The organism is Gemmatimonadaceae bacterium (genome assembly GCA_035533755.1).
Taxonomy (GTDB): Bacteria; Gemmatimonadota; Gemmatimonadetes; order Gemmatimonadales; family Gemmatimonadaceae; genus JAGWRI01.
In genome coordinates, this window is the sequence record DATLTC010000053.1 from 1 (window position 1) to 18,929 (window position 18,929).

Sequence of the window (18,929 nt, forward strand, 5' to 3'; positions counted from 1 at the left end):
ACGCGGCGTCGCTGCGTCAGCCTTTCGGCCATTGCGCAAGATTCCCCACTGCTGCCTCCCGTAGGAGTCTGGGCCGTATCTCAGTCCCAATGTGGCTGGCCATCCTCTCAGACCAGCTACCCGTCGTCGCCTTGGTGAGCCTTGACCTCACCAACTAGCTGATAGGCCGCGAGCCCCTCGCGCTCCCCCGGAGGTTTCCTCTTCGGTCGATGCCGACCAAAGAGAATATGCGGTATTACCCGGCCGTTGGGCCGGCTATCCCCCAGAGCGCGGCAGGTTGCTCACGTGTTACGCACCCGTTCGCCGGTTGCCCTTGCGGGCCCCCGTGACTTGCATGTGTTAAGCACGCCGCCAGCGTTCGTCCTGAGCCAGGATCAAACTCTCCAATGAGTTCGAAATAGCTCTCTCGAATACGCTGCCCACGCTGTCGCGTAGACAGCGTGTCCGAATCACAGAATGTTCAGTTTGAACTCTCCCCGGTGCCCCTGAACGGGACCGGCTCAATGAGTTCGCCTCGCACATCCATCTTCCCAATTCAATTGTCAATCAGCTTGTTTGTCGCCTTGTCAGCGACAGCCTTCAATCATAACCAGCATCGCTATCGTTAGTCAAGAGTTTGAAACAACTTTCTCAGCCTCTTTCTTCGATCCGGTCGCCTCGCGCGACCCGCGCTGCCAGCCTTCTCATGCGCCGTGTAGGAATCGAACCTACAACCTAGTGATTAAGAGTCACTTGCTCTGCCAATTGAGCTAACGGCGCATCGCAACTCGATTCCGCGTGGTGCGCCAGGAGGGAATCGAACCCCCGACCTACAGCTTAGAAGGCTGTTGCTCTATCCAACTGAGCTACTGGCGCTTCGTTCGCAACAAAGACCCGCGCACCGCTCGAGCCTCCGTCAGGTCGGGGCGCCCGGATTTGAACCGGGGACCTCCTGCTCCCAAAGCAGGCGCGATACCAGGCTACGCTACGCCCCGTGAGCCCATAATTCTACGCGCCACCCCCACGCCAGTCAACCGCACGCGACGAGTGATTTCAACAGCGCCGCGACCGCGCGGCCACGATGGCTCACCCGCGCCTTCTCCTCCCGCGACACCTCCGAAAACGCACGCCCCAACTCGTCGCTCACGAAGTACGGATCGTACCCGAATCCCTCCCCGCCCTCCACGCGCGCGTCGGCAATGCGCCCCGTCACTTCACCACGCGCCAGCCGCTCCCGCGTCCCGTCCCAGTACGCCGCCACGCACACGTACCGCGCCCGCCGATCGCGCTGCCCCCGGAGACGTTCCAACAGCAGCGCGTTGTTCGCCGCATCGAGCGCCTCGCCCCGAAGGTCCGCCCGCCCGCTCCAGCGCTTGCTGTGCACGCCCGGCGCCCCGCCGAGGGCCGCCACCTCGAGCCCCGAGTCGTCGGCCACCACGGGCAGCCCACCCCCCTTCACGAAGAAATGCCGCGCCTTGGCGCGCGCGTTCTCCTCGAACGTCGCGAACGCCTCCAGCGCGTCCTCCTCCGCGGCCTCAGGAATCCCCGCCTCGGCCAGATCGCGCACCGCGAATCCCGCCGCCGCGAACATCGGCCGCAGCTCGCGCAATTTCCCGGCGCTCCGCGTGGCCAGCAGCACCACGCGCTCGCTCACACGCCGAGCGCGACGCGCTGGGCGGCGTCGAGCCGCCGGATGCCCTGCTCGGCCAGCTCCAGCAACGCGTCCAGCTGGGAGCGACTGAACGTGGTGCGTTCGCCGGTGCCCTGCACTTCCACGAACTCGCCGGCGCTGCTCATCACGACGTTCATGTCCACGTCCGCCACCACGTCCTCGACGTATTCGAGATCGAGCCGCGGCACGCCGCCCACGAGGCCCACGCTCACCGCGGCGACGCGGTGCCGCACCGGCGACTCGGCCAGCCGGCCGCTGGACACCATCCACGCGAACGCGTCGACCACGGCGACGCACGCGCCGGTGATCGCCGCCGTGCGCGTGCCACCGTCGGCCTGCAGCACGTCGCAATCGATGCGCACCGTGTATTCGCCGAACGAGAACCCGCCGAGCATCGCCCGCACGCTGCGCCCGATGAGCCGCTGGATCTCCTGCGTACGCCCACCCAACTGCGCACGTTCGCGCGACGTGCGCGTATGCGTGGCGCGGGGGAGCATCGCGTATTCCGCCGTGAGCCAGCCCTGCCCACTTCCCTTGCGCCAGCCCGGCACGCCGTCCTCCACCGACGCCGTGCAGAGCACGCGCGTATCGCCGAACGCCGCGAGGCAGGATCCCTCGGCGTACGGGGCGGCGCCCCGCGCCAGGGTCACGACGCGCAGATCGGCGTCGGCGCGCGTGGTGCGAGTGGGCACGGAACGGTCAGCCACGGAGTTTCTCGATGATGGAAGTGGTGGATTGGCCCGGCGTGAGCGGAATGACGACCACGTCGCCTCCGCGCGCGCGAACCTCGGGGGCGCCGACGATCGTCGCCTCGGTGTAGTCGCCGCCCTTCACGAGCACGTCGGGCGCGAGCGCCCGGATCAGTTCGAGCGGCGTGTCCTGGTCAAACAGCACCACGGCGTCGACCATGGCGAGCGCGGCGAGCACGTACGCCCGCTCCTGCTCGCTGCGCACGGGGCGCGCCGGACCCTTGAGGCGGCGCACCGACGCGTCGGTGTTGAGTCCGACCACGAGCGCGTCCCCGAGGCGCCGCGCGCCGAGCAGCAGATCCACGTGCCCGGGGTGCACCAGGTCGAACACGCCGTTGGTGAACACGACCCTGCCGGATGTGCTCCGCCGCCACCGGCGCGCCTGGTCCCACGACATGATCCGGTCGAGCGGAGCGCCGGCGTCGCTCAATACGTATCCTCGGCGTGCGGATGGAACGACATCACACGCACGGTGAGCGGCAACTCGATCTGTTCGGTGTAGTCGGCCGACACGCGGATGATCCGCGTGCGGGGATCGCGGTCGATCGACAGTTCCTTGGCATCCTCGGGAAGCCCCAGCGAATCCGCCTGTATCCAGAGATGCGCCAGGATGAGCGAGTCGGGCCGGACGCCGTTGAACTTCAACTCCTGCTTCATCGCGTCTTCGTACTGGTAGAAGGTCCAGTACGCCTCGCCGACGTTGAGGCCGAAGTAGATCGCCGCCGACACGATGAGCAGCGTGAACAGGCAGCCCAGCGAGCTGCGTCCCGCCCGGATCCTCACCATTGCGACTGCGCTCCGTCGACGATGTCGTCCACGATATGCTGGATGGCGAGCTTGCGCCCGTCGATCTCGGCGCGCTCGGCATATTCGCCCGACGCGCTGAGCCCCTTGCGCGACCAGAGCGTCTTGCCGGTGGTCTGATCGACGATCTCGACGTCGAGCGTGATCTGCAGCCGGCGCCGGGCCGAGACGGTCTGGGCCGGATTGGCGCTGAACGAGACGGGCACGTCGGCTTCGTACCCCGTGATCGTGCCGCGCACGATCGCGTCGGCGCGCGTCTCCGGCGCCTCACGCACCCCGAGCCGCTTCTGCAGCTCGCTGCGCATGGCGTCGAACAGCTCACGCTGGACGTCGGGCGAGGCGGTCTGATTATCGAACGGGAGCACGGCCATCGTCTTGATGTTCGGCGGGAAGGCGCCCTGCGAGAACCCGTAATGCACCGCGCACCCCGCGACAGCGGCGAGGGCGAGGACACTAAGGAAACGTCCAGAGCGTGGGATCAAACGGTGCGGTCTCATCAGACCTTGTGATGACGAGATCAAGGGTGCGCCGGTCACTTTCACTATGATAGCGGATATGCCCGTCCGGCGTGCGCGTGACCCATTCCTGTACCCGCCCGCCGGCCACGCGTTCGAGGCGCCGCAGCTGTCCCCCCTCGAACGTGACCCGCCACTGCACGGGCGTTCCGATGTCGGCGCGGAGGACCGACCCGTCCATCCGAGCCACCGTGTCGGCGAGCGGGGGGACGGCCAGCCGGCCGAGCGCCGCCCATAGGAGGGGGGCCGGCGGGACGAACCGCATGGCGGCACGGCCCCCGGGCAGGCGCAGGTCGCCGTCGATGAGCACCGCGGCGGCGCCGCCCATCCCCCCAGCCAGGAACAGGTCGAGCCGCACGCTGTCGGGGGGCGCGATCCGGGCGGCCCCTTCTCCGCGCGCCACGAGGTCGCCGTCCTCGAGTTCCCAGTGGAAGACGAGCTTGCGGTGGCCGGCGCCGAGGTCGGCGCGCGGAAAGCGGACCGGCGCCGGCGCGCCGCGCAGCGGCGCGAGGCGCGGCGCGCATCCCCCCGCGACGAGCAGGGAGGCGAGCAGCGCCAGGCGGTTACCGCGCCGCCTGCAGCTGGGCACGAAATTCGGTGGGCAGCGCCGTGGGACGCCCCGCGCGGTCGAGCGCGACGAGCGTGGTGCTGGCGGTGACCAGGCGCTGGCCGGTATCGGCATTCACGATCAGGTACTCGAACGCGACGGCCCGCGACCGGACGTCGGTCAAGCGCGTCTCGACGCGAATCCGATCGTCGTACCGCGCCGCGGCGTGGAAGCGCAGCGCCGCGTCTGACACGGCCAGCGCCACCCCGCGCCGCTCGAGTTCGGCGTAGCTGATCCCGAACTGGCGGATGAAGTCGGTACGGCCGATCTCGCACCAGACGAGATAGTTGGCGTGGTACACGACGCCCATCTGGTCGGACTCCGCGTAGCGCACACGGAGTTCGCTCAGCTGCACGTGGCTCATGAACGCGAGGCGCGGGGCGCGCCGGATGCGGGACGCGGGGTCATCTGGCGCGAAGAATAGAGCGCGGGTCGGGTTTGTAAAGACGCGGCGCCGAGGCTAGAATGAGCGCGTGCTCGCCTCGCCCTGCTACATCTTCTCGGATATCCATCTCGGGTTCGCCCCCGCGGACGTGGAGCGCCAGCTCCGGGGATTCCTGCGGGATCTGCGTGGACGGGCCGGATCGGTGGTGATCAACGGCGACCTGTTCGAATTCTGGTTCGAATGGCGGCGGGTGATGCCGCGGGCGGGGTTCCGCGTGCTCAGCGCCATCGCCGATCTCACCGACGACGGCGTGCCGGTGCTGATGATCGGCGGCAATCACGACTGCTGGGGCGGCGAGATCCTGCGCGCCGACGCCGGCGTCGACTTCCAGTTGGGGCCGTGGCGCGGCGAAGTGGCGGGCTGGCGGGCGTGCATCGAGCACGGCGACGGGCTGCGCGACCGTGAGGACCGCCGGTACCGCGCGTTGCGCGCGGTGCTGCGCAACCCACTGGCGATCCGGGCCTTCCGGTGGATCCACCCGGACTGGGCCACGGCGCTGGCGGGCGGCAGTTCGCACGCCAGCCGCTCGTACGCCGCGCGGGACGGCGGCCGCGGGCTGCGGCAGGTGGCGGAACACCGGCTCGCTGCCGATCCTTCGCTGGACCTGCTCGTGTTCGGCCACTCCCACGTGCCTGCCCTGGAGCGAATGCCAACCGGCGGGATATACGCGAACGCCGGCTCGTGGCTCGACGCGCCCACCTTTCTACGGGTCACGCCAGAGCGCGTGGAACTGCGCCGGTGGGACGGGTCAGCCGAGGGGGTGGCGCTCGACGTCGTCGATCGCGCTGCCCAGAAAACGCTGTCCCAGGGCGAGGAATAGCGACGGCTCGTCGGACGCCACGAAGTGGTACCGCGGCGTTGCGCCGTCCGGTGCCGACAGACCACGATCGTGGAGCACGCGCGCCGTCTCGGCCGCCGTTTCCTCGGCGCTGTCGATGAGCCGCACGTCGGCGCCCAGCACCTCGTGGAGCAGCGGCTTGAGCAGCGGATAGTGGGTGCAGCCGAGCACCACCGTGTCCACGTGGTGGCCCACGACCGGCCGCAGGTACTCCTGGGCCACGAGCCGCGTCGCGTCGCGGTCGGTCCATCCCTCCTCGACGAGGGGAACGAACAGCGGGCACGCTTGCGCGGTGACCCGCGCATCGGGGCGCAGGGCGTGGATCGCGCGGTCGTACGCCCCCGACCGCACCGTGCCGGCCGTGCCGATGACGCCGATGGCTCCCGAGCGGCTGGCGGCGACGGCGGCCCGGGCGCCCGGCTCCACGACGCCGATCACGGGAATGGCGCGCTCGGCACGGAGCATCGGCAGGGCGTGGGCGGTGGCGGTGTTGCAGGCGACGACGATCGCCTTCACCCCGCGCTGCTGCAGGAAGTCGGCGATTTCGCGGCTGTACCGCTGCACCGTCTCCGGGCTCTTGTTGCCGTACGGGACGCGCGCCGTGTCGCCGAAGTAGATGATGCTCTCATGCGGGAGCTGCCGCATGAGTTCATGCACCACGGTGAGGCCACCGATGCCGGAGTCGAACACTCCGATGGGGGCGGGATCACTCATCGCACGTGCAGCGTGAGTCCGACGTTCGTGCCGGTGCTGGTCGGGTGCACGGAGAGCTCAGCCGGCAGATCCCAGAGGTTGGCCGACACGTAGGCGTCGAGCCCGCTGAAGAGATGGTTGGCCACGAGGACGGCGATCCAGTCCTCGACGTGGGCGCGCCGGCTGCGGATGAGTTGGCTGTTGTAGGGCGACGCCTGCATCACGACGCCGCTCTGTCCCGTGGCGGGGTCCCACCGGGAGACGACGATGCTATCGGTACCGGCATTGCGCGCCTGCCGCAGGTCGAACTGCGCCTGGCGCAGCATGGTGACGCACATCGCTTCGAGGGCGATGAACAGCGCCGACGCGCGAGGACGGCCGAGCACGGTCTGCGCGTATCCCGGGACGATGAACGAGTACGCGAACGACCGGGCCGGCGACAACGGCGGCATGAGTTCCCGGCGCGGACCCTGGGTGGTATCGGCGGCCGGCTTGGCTGCGGCCGCCGGCGGCGGGCGCAGGGTGTCGGCCTTCTGCGCGCCGGCGCGCCGGGCGGTCCCGGCCATGGCCAGCAGAGCGGCTGACAGGATCAGCGTGACACGCACGGCATTCCGCACACGAACGCTCCTCGAATTTCCCCGGGCTCTCGCTGGCGGGAGTGCATGGGAATCGAACCCACCCAACCCGACATCGTCAGGTCGCAACAGTTTTGAAGACTGCGGAAGCCACCAGGCCTCCTCCACTCCCCACGTCACACGAGGACCAGCGCCACAGGGCCGGCAGCACGAACGCCGCCGATCTCCACGGCTCCCGGTACGCGGGAAAGATAGTCGTCCAAGCGGTGCGCCGGCACGGCGACGAGCAGACCTCCCGAGGTCTGCGGGTCGAGCAGCAGCGCCCGTTGGACCTCGGTGGCGGCCCCCCAGTCCGTTCGGGTGCGCAGGTACGAGAGGTTGCGGTCCGCCCCGCCCGTGCGCATGCCGCGCTCCCAGGCGCCGACCGCCCCGGGCAGAGCCGGCACGGCAGCGGCGACGATCTCGAGCGTGACCCCGCTCGCGCGGGCGATGTGGGACGCGTGGCCGAGGAGACCGAACCCGGTGACGTCGGTGGCGCACTTGGCGCCGACGTCGAGCGCGGCGCGGCTGGCGGCGGCGTTGAGCGCCCGCATGGAGTCGTGGAACGTCCGGGCATCGGCCTCACCCAAGGCGCCCGCCTTCTCCGCGGTGGCGAGGAGGCCCGTCCCGAGCGGCTTGGTGAGCACGAGCCGGTCGCCGGGGCGGGCGGCGGCGTTGGTGAGCATCCGATCGGGGTGCACGCGTCCGGTGACGGCGACGCCGAACTTCAACTCCTCGTCGATGATCGTGTGGCCGCCGACGACGAGCGCGCCGGCCTCGTGCACCTTGTCCTGCCCCCCCCGGAGGATCTGCCCCAGCACCTCGAGCGGCAACGTGCCGACCGGGAATCCGACGATGTTGAGGGCGGTGATCGGCTCGCCACCCATGGCATACACGTCGGAGAGCGCGTTGGCGGCGGCGATCTGCCCGAAGAGGTATGGATCGTCGACGATCGGCGCGAAGAAGTCCACGGTCTGCACGAGCGCCAGATCGGGAGACAGCAGGAAGACGCCGGCGTCGTCGAATGTCTCGCGTCCGACGATGAGGCGCGGGTCGGACTGGTGTGGCACGCCCTGCAGCGCCTCGGAGAGATCGCCCAGGCCGAGCTTCGCGGCGCAGCCGGCGCAGCGCGCGAACCCGGTGAGGCGGAGCAGTTCCGCCGAGGCGGGGGCGGTGCCCATGGGCTACTTCACGGCGACGACGGCTTCGATCTCGACGAGCACGTTCCGCGGCAGCGCGGACACCTGGACCGTCGAGCGGGCGGGGCGCGCGTCGCCGAGGGCGCGGGCGTACGCATCGTTGACCATCGGGAAGTCGCTCATGTCGTGCAGGAATACCGTGGTCTTGACGACATCGTTCCACGTGGCGCCGGCGGCTTCGAGGATCGCCTTGAGATTGGCGAGCACGCGCTCGGTCTGGGCGACGACGTCCCCGGCCACCACCTGACCGGTGGCGGGATCGATGGCGATCTGGCCGGCGGTGAACAGGAAGCCGTTGGCGATCACGCCCTGGGAGTAGGGCCCGATCGCGGCCGGCGCCTTGTCGGTATGGATGGTGTTGGGCATTCGAGGGCTCTCCAGCGAGTGAGCCGGCGCGAGGCCGGCGCGTGTGTCGACGTGCATGCGATCCGCGGGAACCTACTCAGACGGCATCGTGCGTCGCCAGGCCGAACAGTCGCTCCGCGTTCCGCGTCACGACCGTGCCGAAGGCTTCCGGCTCGACGCCGCGCGCCTGGGCCACGCGGGCGAGCGTCAGACTGACCCACGCGGGCTCGTTCCGCTTGCCGCGATGCGGCACGGGCGCAAGGAAGGGCGCGTCGGACTCGACGAGCACCCGATCGTCCGGCACGAGGCGCAGGAGCGCGTCGTCGGCCCATTTCTTGAACGTCACCACGCCGCTGAACGACACGTACCAGCCCACGGCGAGCGCCGCTTCGGCCAGCCGGTGCGATCCGGTGAAGCAGTGCAGGACACCGCGCACACCGCTGGAGCCGGCCTCCTGGATCATGGCCCGCGTGTCGTCTTCGGCCTCGCGCGTGTGCACGACGACCGGTTTGCGCAGGTCGCGGGCCAGGCCCAGCTGGGCACCGAACGCCCGGCGCTGTTCGGCCCGTGGCGAGTGCTCGTAGTGATAGTCGAGCCCGCACTCGCCGATCGCCACGGCGCCCCGCCCGCATTCGTCGCCGATGCGCGAGGCGTCGCGCAGGGGATCGAAGCCGGCCGCGTCGTGCGGGTGGACGCCGGCCGTGAAATAGAGGAACCCCGGGTGCAGCGCGGCGAGCGCGCGCGACCGCGCCGCCGCGTCGAGGGACTCGCCGATGCAGACGACGGCGCGCGCGCCGGTGAGCCGCGCGCGCTCGATGACCTCGGCGCGGTCGTCGTCAAAGGCCGGATCGGCCAGATGCGAGTGGCTGTCGATGAATTGAGCCATGAACGAAGAACCGCCGCGGGATGCGCGGCGGTTCCGGAAGCGTCAGGGACTGGCCTCGCGTCGCCGGGCCTGGGCGGCCCCGGCCCGCGCCGACACGCCGGCCCCGCCCTGTCCCTCGAGGGATCGCGGCCATTTGGCCTCGATCCAGAGGAGCAACGCGCCGGCGACGTAGATGGAGCTGAACGTGCCGGTGAAGATGCCGAACGCCATGATCCACGAGAACGGACGGATCACCTCGCCGGCGAAGAACAGCAGCGCCAGCGTGGCGATGAGCGTGGTGACGTGGGTGAGGATGGAGCGCGGCAGCGTCTCGTTGATCGACCGGTTCATCACGTCGTACAGCGATTCCTTGCGCTGCTTCTTGAGATTCTCGCGCACGCGGTCGAAGATGATGATCGTGTCGTTGAGCGAGTATCCGATCACGGTGAGGATCGCGGCGACGACGGTGAGCGATATCTCCAGCCGCATCATGGCGAGGAACGCCAGCGTGGTGAAGATGTCGTGCGCCGTGGCGACCACGGCGGCGACGCCGAAGCGCCACTCGAACCGGATGGCCAGATAGATCAGGGTGACGAGGAACGAGATGAGGACGGCGACCAGCGCGTTGCGGCGCAGTTCGGCGCCCACACGGGGGCCGACGTACTCGGACCGGAGGACCTTCACCTGCGACGTATCGCCGAACTGGGCGTGGAGCGCGGTCTCGATCTGCCGGGCCGTGCTGTCGTTGACCTCGCTCGCGGCCGAATCGGACGTGGCGCCGCTCGCCAGGCCCTTGGGCTGGGCGCTGATCGTGTAGTCGTTGAGCGTGCCGAACTGCTGGATGGTGGAGCCCGAGAACCCCGCCCGGTCCACCGTCTGGCGGATGGCATCGGCCTGGGGCGGCTTGGTGAAATGCACCTGCATCAGCGTGCCGCCCGTGAATTCGATGCTGTACCGCGCCCCGCGAATGCCGAGCGCGGCGAGTCCGATGACGATGAACGCGATCGTGGCAATGGCGGCGTGCCGCCAGTACTTGATGAAGTCGTAGCTGGTGCCGTGAAGAATGCGCAGCATTTAGATGCTCAACGTCTGGGCGCCGCGCGAGCGGTTCAGCCACAGGAGGAAGAAGGTTCGCACGACGAAGATGGCCGCGACCATGGACGCCACGACACCGGCGATCAGGGTGACCGCGAACCCGCGCACAGGGCCGCTGCCCCACTGGTACAGCACCGAGGCGGTGAGGATGGTCGACACGTTGGAGTCGATGATGGCCGGCATCGCGTGGCGGAATCCCTCGTCGATGGCGGTGCGCACCGTCTTGCCGCGGTCGAGCTCTTCACGAATGCGCTCGAAGATCAGCACGTTTGCATCCACGGCGATGCCGATGGACAGCACCATGCCGGCCAACCCGGGCAACGTGAGCACGGCGTTGAAACCGGCCAACGTGGCGAGCGTGAACAACACGTACAACGCGAGGCCGCCCACGGCGAGCAACCCCGAGAACCGGTAGTAGATGGTGAGGATGAGCACGATCGCGATGACGGCGATGAGCCCGGCGCGGAATCCCTTGTTGATGGAGTCCTGGCCCAGCGACGGCCCGATGACGCGCGTCTCGGCCACGCGAAGCGGCACGGGGAGCGCGCCGGCCCGCAGGACGAGCGCCAGATCCTGCGCGGCGGCGAGATCCTTGCCGCCCATGGTGATCTGCCCCCGCGTCCCGATGGCCGACTGGATGACCGGCGGCCGACCCATGACGCGATCATCGAGCACGATCGCCATGTAGTCGTTCACGTGCTTGCCGGTCTCGTTGCGGAACCGCCGTCCGCCCTCGTTGTTGAGGGTGAACTCCACCACCGTACCGTCGGTGGGGGACTGCGTAGGACGCGCGTCGGTGAGGTAATCGCCGGTGATGATCGGCGTGGCATCGGTGACGTAGAGCGCCTTGTACCACTGCGATCCCATGTTCGTGGAGTCGGTGCCCCAGAGAATCCGCTTGCCCGGCGGCATCGCCGCCTGGATGGCGGGCAGCTGGAGCCAGCCCTCGACCGCGGGGACCTTGTCGAACGCCACGAAGTATTCCCCGGGCATCCCGCCCTGGGAGATGGCGCCGGAGAACGCGCCCGCCGCGTTGGCGCCGAGCGAATCGACGTTGGTGGTGTCGCTCTTCTTCCCGGCCGTGTCCTTCTTGGCGGCGGCCCCCTTGGTGGTATCACCGCCGGTGAGCAGGCCCTGCAGGCCCGCGGGCGCGGCAGGCTTGGCGCCGGCCACCGGTTTGCCGGCAGCCACGGCCCCGCCCGCGTCCTTGATGATCTGATCGAAGCGCGGCAGCACCTTCTCGAGCGCCTTGGTCTTGTCGGTGATCAGGAACTCGAGGAAGGCCTGCTTCTTGACGATGTTCTCGGCGCGCTGCGGATCGTCGTAGCCCGGGATCTCGACCATGATGCGGTCGTTGCCCACCTTCTGGACCACCGATTCCGACACGCCGAATCCCTCGATGCGGGTTCGGACGGTCTTGAGGGCGCGGTCGATCGCGTCAGCCACCTTGCTGGCCGGGATCGCCTGCTTGGACTGATCGATCTCGAGCGTCAGGTGGATGCCGCCCTGCAGATCGAGGCCCTTACGAAGCGGAACGTGGCGCTCGGTGGTGTCGTGGAGGATGCCGTCGGCCCCACGATACTGCACCGTCTCATTACGCGGCACCAGCGCCCAGATGGACATCAGGCACAAGGCGGCGATGGTCAGGAGGCGATACTTCAGGTTGGACATGCGACTTCGGTGGGAGAAATGAGTTTACCCGGAACCTATAAGGCTATCCAGCAGGCAGAACTACGTCAACGCACGACGGGCACTTTGCGCGTCGATTTTCAGCTGTGCGACCAGCGCTTCGGGACCACTGAACTTTAGCGTGTCCCGGAGCCGAGCCACGAACTCCACCGCCACCGGACGGCCGTACCAGTCCCCGCCGGCCTCGAACAGGTGCGCTTCCAGCGCGATCGCGTCGTCGCCGAAGGTGGGACGGGGACCGAGGTTCAGCATGCCGCCCAGCGTGCCGGCGGCGCTCGCGATGCGCACCGCATACACGCCCACCGGGGGCAGTAGCTTGCGCGGTGAGGGGAGGGCCAGGTTGATGGTGGGGAACCCCAGCAGGCGCCCCCGCCCCGCCCCAGCGACCACGCGTCCGAGCGCCTCGTAGGGCCGGCCAAGCCCCCGGACGGCGCCGGCGAGATCGCCGGACCGCACGGCATCGCGGATCACGCTCGACGACACGCGCTCCCCGTTGAGCAGCGTCACCTCGTCGACGACCTCGGCCGTGAAGCCCGACGTCCTGGCGATCCGCTCCACCAACTCGGCGTCGCCTTCCCGGCCGTGGCCGAATCCATGGTCGTGGCCGATGAGCAGGGCGCGCAGCCGGTAGCGCCCCACGAGGACGTCGCGAATGAACGCCTCGGCGCTCAGGGCCGCGAACGCCCGCGTGAACGGTATCTCGGCCACGTAGTCCACCCCGCAGCCGGCCAGTTCGAGCAGCTTCTCCTCGCGCACCGTGAGGCGGTCGGGGGCGGAGGCCGGCTGGAGGATCTCCAGGGGATGCGGCTCGAAGGTGACGACCAACGACGGGAGCCCGAGTTCCGCGGCGCGCTCGCGCAGGCGGGCGAGGACGTGCTGGTGGCCGCGATGCACGCCGTCGAAGGTGCCCACCGTGATCACCGCGCCGGTGACGTTGGGCGGGAGCGCCGAACGGACCTCAGCCATCCAGCAGCACCACTCTGGGCTGCCAGCGGTCGTCGTCGCGGAAGGCGACCGCGACGAGATCGCCGTTGGCGGTGAGGGCCGCGCGGTCGCCGGGCACTCGGGCCGGGATGGCGCGCCCGTGCGCCACGAAGGGCAGTTCGTCGGCGGCCAGCGGCTGCTCGGGAAGCTGGGCCACGGCGTCGCGCAGCGGACGGACGGCGGCCGTTCCCTGCCGCACCGCATCGAGCGAGGCCGCGTCGGCGACGTCGAACCGGCCGGCACGAATGCGGCGCAGGGCCACGAGGTGCGCGGCGCTGCCGGCGGCGATGCCGAGGTCGCGGGCGAGGGCGCGCACGTAGGTGCCGCCGCCACACGACACCGTGACGTCCAGATCGTCGCCGCGGCGCGCGCGCACGGTCCACATGTGCACGCGCACCAGCACGGGAGCGAGGTCCAGGGGGCGGCCGCGCCGGGCGGCGGCGTAGGCGCGCACGCCCTTGACCTGCTTGGCGGAGTAGGCCGGCGGGCGCTGTTCGAGATCTCCGACCATTCCGGCCAGGGCGGCATCGACCGCCGCCGCCGACGGCGCCGGCGCCTCGCGCACGACGGCGCCGGTGGCATCGTCGGAGTCGGTCTCGGCGCCGAAGCGGATGGTCGCCTCGTACACCTTGGGCTCGGCGTCGAGGTACGGCACGAGGCGGGTGCCGCGGCCCATGAGGAGGACGAGCAGGCCGGTGGCGAAGGGGTCGAGGGTGCCGGCGTGCCCCACGCGCGGCTGTTCGAAGGCCCGACGCACCACCGCCACGACGTCGTGTGAGGTCATGCCGGCGGGTTTGTCGACGAGCAGCAGGCCGTCAGTCGTCCTGGGCTCCATCCACCGGCTTTCCTTCGCGAACCTTGGCGAGGAGCGACTCGATGCGGGCGGCGCGGGCGATGCTCTCGTCGAGCTTGAACGTGATTTCCGGCGCCAGCCGGAGCTGGAGCGCGCGGCCGACGCGGGAGCGAAGGTGGGGCGCGAGGCTGTCCAGCCCCTCGACCGTGGCCGCGCGCTCGGCCTCCGAGCCCATGATGCTCACGAACACCTTGGCGTGGCGCAGGTCACGCGTCACGTCGACGCCGGTGACCGTCACCAGCCCGACCACACGCGGGTCCTTCACGCCTTCGGCCAGGAACATGGCCACGACTTCGCGGATGGCTTCCGCGACACGGTCCGGCCGTCGATTGTCTGCGCTCATTGGCACTCATACCCCGTCCCCGCGCGCGGCAGCGCCACGCGCGGCGACCGATCAGGTGGCGGGCGACGAGCCAAGGGACCGCGCAATCTCCTCGGTCCGGTAGCACTCGATCACGTCTCCCACCTTGATATCGTTGAAGTTCTCGATGCCGATGCCGCACTCGAAGCCGTCCTTCACTTCCCGCACGTCGTCCTTGAAACGGCGCAGCGAGGAGATCGCGCCGTCGTAGATCTCGACGCCGTCGCGAATGACGCGGACGCGGCCCTGCCGATTGATCACGCCGCTGCGGACGTAGCAGCCAGCGATGGTTCCGATGCGCGACACCTTGAAGATCTCGCGCGCCTCGGCTTCGCCGAACACCACCTCGCGCCGTTCGGGACGCAGCATGCCCTCGAGGGCGGCGCGCACGTCGGCCACGGCCTCGTAGATGATGCGGTACAGCTTGATGTCCACGCCCTCGCGCTCGGCGGCGGTACGGGCGTTGTTGTCCGGTCGCACGTGGAAGCCGATGATGATGGCCCCCGACGCCTTGGCGAGCAGGATGTCGCTCTCCGAGATGGCACCCACGCCGCGGTGCACGACCTCGACCTGGACCTCGCCGGTGGAGAGCTGCTGGAGGGCGTCGGCCAGCGCTTCGGCCGGGCCGCCCTGGTCGGCCTTGATGAGGATGCGGAGCGTGCGTCGTTCACCGCTCGCCGCGTGCTCGATGAAGTCCTCGAGCGACACGCCGCGCGACGTGCGCCGGCTCTTGGCTTCGCGATCGAGCCGCTGCCGGCGCTGCGCGATCTCACGCGCGGCGGACGCATCGTCCACCACGAGCAGCTGATCGCCTGCCATCGGCACGCCTTCGACACCGAGAACCTGCACCGGAATCGCCGGCCCGGCGTCCTTGACCACATTGCCGCGCTCGTCGAGCAGGGCGCGCACACGGCCCGAATGCATGCCGCAGATGAAGTGATCGCCCACGTGGAGCGTGCCGCTCTGGATGAGCACCGTCGCGACCGGGCCCTTGCCCGGATCGAGCTGGGCCTCGACCACCGACCCGGTGGCGCTCTTGCTGGGGTTGGCCTTGAGGTCGAGGATCTCCGCCTGCAGCAGGATCTGGTCGAGCAGTGTTTCGATGTTGGTGCCCTTCTTGGCCGAGATCTCGCTGGACAGCGTCTGGCCGCCGAACTCCTCGAGCACCACGCCCTGCTGCAGCAGGTCCTGCTTGACCTTCGCGGGGTTGGCCTGCGGGAGATCGACCTTGTTGATGGCGACGATCATCGGCACGCCGGCATTCCTGGCGTGCGAGATCGCTTCGATAGTCTGCGGCATCACGGCGTCGTCGGCGGCCACGACCAGCACCACGATGTCGGTGACCTGCGCGCCTCGGGCGCGCATGGCGGTGAACGCCTCGTGGCCCGGCGTGTCCAGGAACGTGATGGACTTGCGGTTGGGCAGCGACACGTGGTAGGCGCCGATGTGCTGCGTGATACCGCCCGATTCGCCGGCCACGACGTTGGCGCGCCGGATGAAATCCAGGAGCGACGTCTTGCCGTGGTCGACGTGGCCCATGATGGTGACCACGGGAGGACGCGACACGAGATCCTCGGGCCGGTCGGCGGGCTGGGCTGCCACATCCTCGGCCTGATAGGCGTCCTCGCGGACGGCCTGGAAGCCGAATTCGCCGGCGATGAGTTCGATCTGATCGAAGTCGAGTCGCTGGTTGATGGTGATCATCAGCCCCAGGTTCTTGAAGGCGAACGACACGATCTCCGTGGCCGGCACCTTGAGGATCTGGGCGAGCTCGCTCACCGTGATGAACTCGTTGACGCGCACGAGCCGCTTCTCGCGCTCGGCCTCCGCCACGCGCGCGGCCTCGGCCTCCTCGCGGTGACCGCGGCGGGCGTCGCTCGACGAGCGCCGCGACGGGGCGCCGCGCATGGCCGCCATCGTCTTGGAGATGTTGGCGTCCACCGCCCCCTGGTCCACGGTGCCCCGGCGACCCTTCTTGCGGCGGGTCCGATCGGGGGCGCCGCCACCGGGCTTGGCCTGTCCCTTGTCCTCGCGCCGCGGCGGCGCGGCGATCCCGCCACCGGGCGCGGCCGACGCGACGGGACGCGGCGGCATGAACGACGAGCCGCCGCCCCCGGACCGCGGACGCGGGGCCCCGGGCGTGACCGGCCGCGGACGCGGGCGCTCGCGCCCCGACGGCGCTCCACCCTCGGGCCGCTGCGGCGCCGAGCGCGATTCCATATGCGTCATCGGTTCTTCGGCGGCCGCCGTCTCCGCCATCTCGTCGGAGCCCGTGAATGCTTCGGGGGCCTCGACTTCCGGCATCTCTTCGTACTGCGCCTCTTCCAGCTCGATCGCGGCCTCGGCGGCGAGCTTCGCGGCAGCGTCCGCCGCAGCGGCGGCCTCGGCGGCGGCTTCTTCCTCGGCGGCCTTGACGGCAGCCTCGGCGGCGGCGGCGGCGACGTCCGCTGCCTTGCGGCGGCGCCGGACGGGCGCGCCGGCGGCGGCCGGCTCTTCAGCGACCGGAGCGGCTTCGGCGGGAGCGGCGGCCGGCGGCTTGGCGTGGGTCGCCTTGGGCGCCTTCGCGGGCTTGGGAGCCGCCTTTGGTGCGGCGGCGGCGTCAGGCGGCGTGTCGGCGGCGGCCGTGCGGCGGCGGCGCGACGGGGCGGCGGGCGCATCCTTGCGCTCGGCGCGCACTCGCTTCTCCCGTTCCCAGCGCGCGCGGAGCCGTGCGACCTGGTCGTCGGTGAGCAAACTCAAATGGCTGCGCACGGGCACGTCCATTTGACGAAGCAGACCAACCACTTCGTCAGCAGGAATCCCGAACTCGCCAGCCAAGTCGTGTACGCGAAGCTTGCTCAATCCAGCCTCCTAAGTGGACTCCGGAGAGTCCGAGTTCACCACACCAAGAATACCCCTGGCGAGCTGGTGGTCGATGATTCCGACCGCCGCCGTCAGCGTCCGCCCCGTGACGGCCCCCAACTGCGCCGCCGCGAGTCCTTCGACCATTTTCACGCGCCGCCCGCGGAGGAGCGGCACCAGCTTGGCCAAGCTATTCTCCGACGCGTCGCTCGCCACCAGGGCCAGCGCCAGCGTTCCCCTCTTTGCCGCCCCCCGCACCTGCTCCACCCCAACCACCGCGTTTCGCGAGCGGAGGCCCAGCCCGACGAGGCCGAGCACCCGCCGCGCCTGATCAGGCGTCACGCGGGCGAGGCGCCGTCCGAGGGCGGCGCCTGGTCTTCGCCCTTGCCCTCCGCCGGCGAATCTCCCGGGGCCGCCTCGTCGGCGGGGCCCTCTTCCGTGGTCAACTCGGCGAGGATCGCCATCAGGCGGTCCGCGTCGTCGAGCGTGATGCCGGTGAGCCGAAGAAAATCGTCGCGCTCGAGATCGATGATGTCGTTGAGCGTACGATAGCCCGCCTCCTCGAGGATGGCGACCGTCGCCGGCGGCATGCCTTCGATCTCCGACAGCGGCACGTCGGCCACGTCGCTCTCTTCGGGCAGGGGCGCGAAGATCGCGCCCTCACCGCCGCGTTCGAGCCATTCGCGGCTGGAGTACAGATCGATCTTCCAGCCGGTGAGTTCGGACGCCAGGCGCACGTTCTGCCCATTGCGTCCGATGGCGAGGGAGAGTTGATCCTCGTCGACCACCGCCTGGATGGTCTTGGTCACGGCGTCGCTGAACACGCGGGCCACGCGGGCCGGCGCGAGCGCGAGCTTGGCGAACCGCTCCGGATCCGGCGACCAGGGCACGATATCGATGCGCTCGCCGCCCAACTCGTTGACCACGGCCTGCACGCGCGAGCCCTTGAGGCCCACGCAGGCGCCCACGGGATCGATGGCGTCGTCCCGGGAGAACACGGCGATCTTGGTGCGGCTGCCGACCTCGCGGGCGGTGGCCTTGATGTCGACGATCCCCTGCTGGATCTCGGGCACCTCGAGCTTGAACAGGGCCTTGACGAACAGCGCGTCGGCGCGGCTCAGGATGAGGCGCGGTCCCTTGGGGGTCTCCTCCACCTTCTTGAGGACGGCCCGCACGGGCTCTCCCTGATGGAAGTGCTCGCGGTGATTCTGCTCGCGATACGGAACGATGGCCTCCGCCTCGCGGAACTTGTTGAGCATGATCACGAGCTTGCCGCGCTCGATCTGCTGCACCTCGCCGGACAGGAGCTCGCCGACGCGCGAGGAGAACTCGTCGCGGATGCGGGTGCGCTCGCCCTCGCGAACCCGCTGGATGATGCGCTGCTTGGCCGCCTGCACCGCCGCCCGGCCGAACACGGCGAAATCGACGGGTTCTTCGAGCACGTCGCCGGCGTCGAATTCCTCGTCGTACACGCGGGCGTCCTCGACCGCGATCTCGCGGCTCGAATCCTCGACCACGTCGACCACGGTCTTGAGGAGGACGATCTTGATGTCGCCCTTGGCGTCATCGATCGTGACCTCAGCCTGCACATTGGCGCCGTATTTCTTCGCGAGCGCCGCCATGATGCCGTCCTGGAGGAGCCCGTAGAGTTCCGCGCGATCGAGCTGCTTGGTGCTGGACACCTCGCGGAATGCGGCCAAGATCTCTGCTGAGCTTACCATCCACGCATCCTCGTGATGGGCCGGCGACTCGCGCCGACCACCGTTGGTTGTCCCCGCGAT

At 69.6% G+C, this 18,929-nt stretch carries 21 protein-coding genes, 4 tRNA genes and 1 rRNA gene; 1 reads left to right on the forward strand and 25 read right to left on the reverse strand.

Going from position 1 to position 18,929, the window contains the following annotated elements:
- The 11 genes from VNE60_07295 to VNE60_07345 form a co-directional block, all read right to left on the reverse strand.
- A 16S ribosomal RNA gene (locus tag VNE60_07295) occupies positions 1-390 on the reverse strand; the annotation flags it as partial.
- A gap of 296 nt (positions 391-686) precedes the next feature.
- A tRNA-Lys gene (locus VNE60_07300) sits at positions 687-759 on the reverse strand.
- 19 nt (positions 760-778) lie between these two features.
- Positions 779-855: transfer RNA gene (locus VNE60_07305), tRNA-Arg, on the reverse strand.
- A gap of 45 nt (positions 856-900) precedes the next feature.
- A tRNA-Pro gene (locus VNE60_07310) sits at positions 901-974 on the reverse strand.
- Positions 975-1,009: 35 nt separating this feature from the next.
- The gene (locus VNE60_07315; GenBank protein HVB31311.1) at positions 1,010-1,633 is read right to left on the reverse strand and encodes a non-canonical purine NTP pyrophosphatase; all 624 of its coding nucleotides are present in this window, start codon (positions 1,631-1,633) and stop codon (positions 1,010-1,012) included.
- Positions 1,630-2,358 carry a ribonuclease PH gene (gene rph / locus VNE60_07320; GenBank protein ID HVB31312.1) on the reverse strand — a complete coding sequence of 243 codons (729 nt, stop codon included), beginning with the start codon at positions 2,356-2,358 and terminating at the stop codon, positions 1,630-1,632. Before rph ends, VNE60_07315 begins: the two co-directional genes overlap by 4 nt.
- Positions 2,351-2,830 (reverse strand): D-glycero-beta-D-manno-heptose 1-phosphate adenylyltransferase, encoded by a 480-nt coding sequence (gene rfaE2 / locus VNE60_07325; GenBank protein ID HVB31313.1) that lies wholly within the window; start codon positions 2,828-2,830, stop codon positions 2,351-2,353. The genes rph and rfaE2 overlap by 8 nt, the downstream gene beginning before the upstream one ends.
- On the reverse strand, positions 2,827-3,186 hold the full coding sequence (locus tag VNE60_07330) for a hypothetical protein (protein ID HVB31314.1): 360 nt from the start codon (positions 3,184-3,186) through the stop codon (positions 2,827-2,829). Before VNE60_07330 ends, rfaE2 begins: the two co-directional genes overlap by 4 nt.
- Positions 3,180-3,623: an LPS assembly lipoprotein LptE gene (gene lptE, locus VNE60_07335; GenBank protein ID HVB31315.1), complete on the reverse strand. Its 444-nt coding sequence runs from the start codon at positions 3,621-3,623 to the stop codon at positions 3,180-3,182. Before lptE ends, VNE60_07330 begins: the two co-directional genes overlap by 7 nt.
- Before the next feature lie 34 nt (positions 3,624-3,657).
- Complete coding sequence (locus VNE60_07340) at positions 3,658-4,308, reverse strand: hypothetical protein (protein HVB31316.1); 651 nt, start codon at positions 4,306-4,308, stop codon at positions 3,658-3,660.
- Positions 4,283-4,690, reverse strand: coding sequence for a thioesterase family protein (locus tag VNE60_07345; GenBank protein HVB31317.1), 408 nt, complete (start codon positions 4,688-4,690; stop codon positions 4,283-4,285). Before VNE60_07345 ends, VNE60_07340 begins: the two co-directional genes overlap by 26 nt.
- A gap of 109 nt (positions 4,691-4,799) precedes the next feature.
- Between VNE60_07345 and VNE60_07350 the strand changes: the two genes are divergently transcribed.
- Entirely contained in the window at positions 4,800-5,591 is a 792-nt protein-coding gene (locus tag VNE60_07350; GenBank protein ID HVB31318.1) for a UDP-2,3-diacylglucosamine diphosphatase, read from the forward strand.
- Here VNE60_07350 and murI read toward each other — a convergent pair.
- From murI to nusA, 14 genes are all read right to left on the reverse strand, one after another.
- Positions 5,520-6,323: a glutamate racemase gene (gene murI / locus VNE60_07355; protein HVB31319.1), complete on the reverse strand. Its 804-nt coding sequence runs from the start codon at positions 6,321-6,323 to the stop codon at positions 5,520-5,522. The two genes, VNE60_07350 and murI, sit on opposite strands and share 72 nt — an antisense overlap.
- On the reverse strand, positions 6,320-6,907 hold the full coding sequence (locus tag VNE60_07360) for a hypothetical protein (GenBank protein HVB31320.1): 588 nt from the start codon (positions 6,905-6,907) through the stop codon (positions 6,320-6,322). The genes murI and VNE60_07360 overlap by 4 nt, the downstream gene beginning before the upstream one ends.
- Positions 6,908-6,952: 45 nt before the next feature.
- A tRNA-Sec gene (locus VNE60_07365) sits at positions 6,953-7,049 on the reverse strand.
- Positions 7,050-7,053: 4 nt separating this feature from the next.
- The gene (gene selD / locus VNE60_07370) at positions 7,054-8,097 is read right to left on the reverse strand and encodes a selenide, water dikinase SelD (protein ID HVB31321.1); all 1,044 of its coding nucleotides are present in this window, start codon (positions 8,095-8,097) and stop codon (positions 7,054-7,056) included.
- A 3-nt stretch (positions 8,098-8,100) separates the two neighbouring features.
- On the reverse strand, positions 8,101-8,481 hold the full coding sequence (locus VNE60_07375; GenBank protein HVB31322.1) for a RidA family protein: 381 nt from the start codon (positions 8,479-8,481) through the stop codon (positions 8,101-8,103).
- A gap of 76 nt (positions 8,482-8,557) precedes the next feature.
- Positions 8,558-9,346: a TatD family hydrolase gene (locus VNE60_07380; GenBank protein ID HVB31323.1), complete on the reverse strand. Its 789-nt coding sequence runs from the start codon at positions 9,344-9,346 to the stop codon at positions 8,558-8,560.
- Positions 9,347-9,388: 42 nt separating this feature from the next.
- Positions 9,389-10,399 (reverse strand): protein translocase subunit SecF, encoded by a 1,011-nt coding sequence (secF, locus tag VNE60_07385; protein HVB31324.1) that lies wholly within the window; start codon positions 10,397-10,399, stop codon positions 9,389-9,391.
- Positions 10,400-12,091, reverse strand: a complete 1,692-nt coding sequence (secD, locus tag VNE60_07390; GenBank protein ID HVB31325.1) for a protein translocase subunit SecD — start codon at positions 12,089-12,091, stop codon at positions 10,400-10,402.
- 60 nt (positions 12,092-12,151) lie between these two features.
- On the reverse strand, positions 12,152-13,075 hold the full coding sequence (locus VNE60_07395; protein ID HVB31326.1) for a bifunctional riboflavin kinase/FAD synthetase: 924 nt from the start codon (positions 13,073-13,075) through the stop codon (positions 12,152-12,154).
- Positions 13,068-13,928, reverse strand: coding sequence for a tRNA pseudouridine(55) synthase TruB (gene truB / locus VNE60_07400; protein HVB31327.1), 861 nt, complete (start codon positions 13,926-13,928; stop codon positions 13,068-13,070). Before truB ends, VNE60_07395 begins: the two co-directional genes overlap by 8 nt.
- Positions 13,909-14,289 (reverse strand): 30S ribosome-binding factor RbfA, encoded by a 381-nt coding sequence (gene rbfA / locus VNE60_07405; protein ID HVB31328.1) that lies wholly within the window; start codon positions 14,287-14,289, stop codon positions 13,909-13,911. The genes truB and rbfA overlap by 20 nt, the downstream gene beginning before the upstream one ends.
- Positions 14,290-14,340: 51 nt before the next feature.
- The gene (gene infB / locus VNE60_07410; GenBank protein HVB31329.1) at positions 14,341-17,148 is read right to left on the reverse strand and encodes a translation initiation factor IF-2; all 2,808 of its coding nucleotides are present in this window, start codon (positions 17,146-17,148) and stop codon (positions 14,341-14,343) included.
- A 9-nt stretch (positions 17,149-17,157) separates the two neighbouring features.
- Complete coding sequence (locus VNE60_07415) at positions 17,158-17,490, reverse strand: ribosomal L7Ae/L30e/S12e/Gadd45 family protein (GenBank protein HVB31330.1); 333 nt, start codon at positions 17,488-17,490, stop codon at positions 17,158-17,160.
- Complete coding sequence (gene nusA / locus VNE60_07420) at positions 17,487-18,848, reverse strand: transcription termination factor NusA (protein ID HVB31331.1); 1,362 nt, start codon at positions 18,846-18,848, stop codon at positions 17,487-17,489. The genes VNE60_07415 and nusA overlap by 4 nt, the downstream gene beginning before the upstream one ends.
- Positions 18,849-18,929 lie beyond the last annotated feature (81 nt).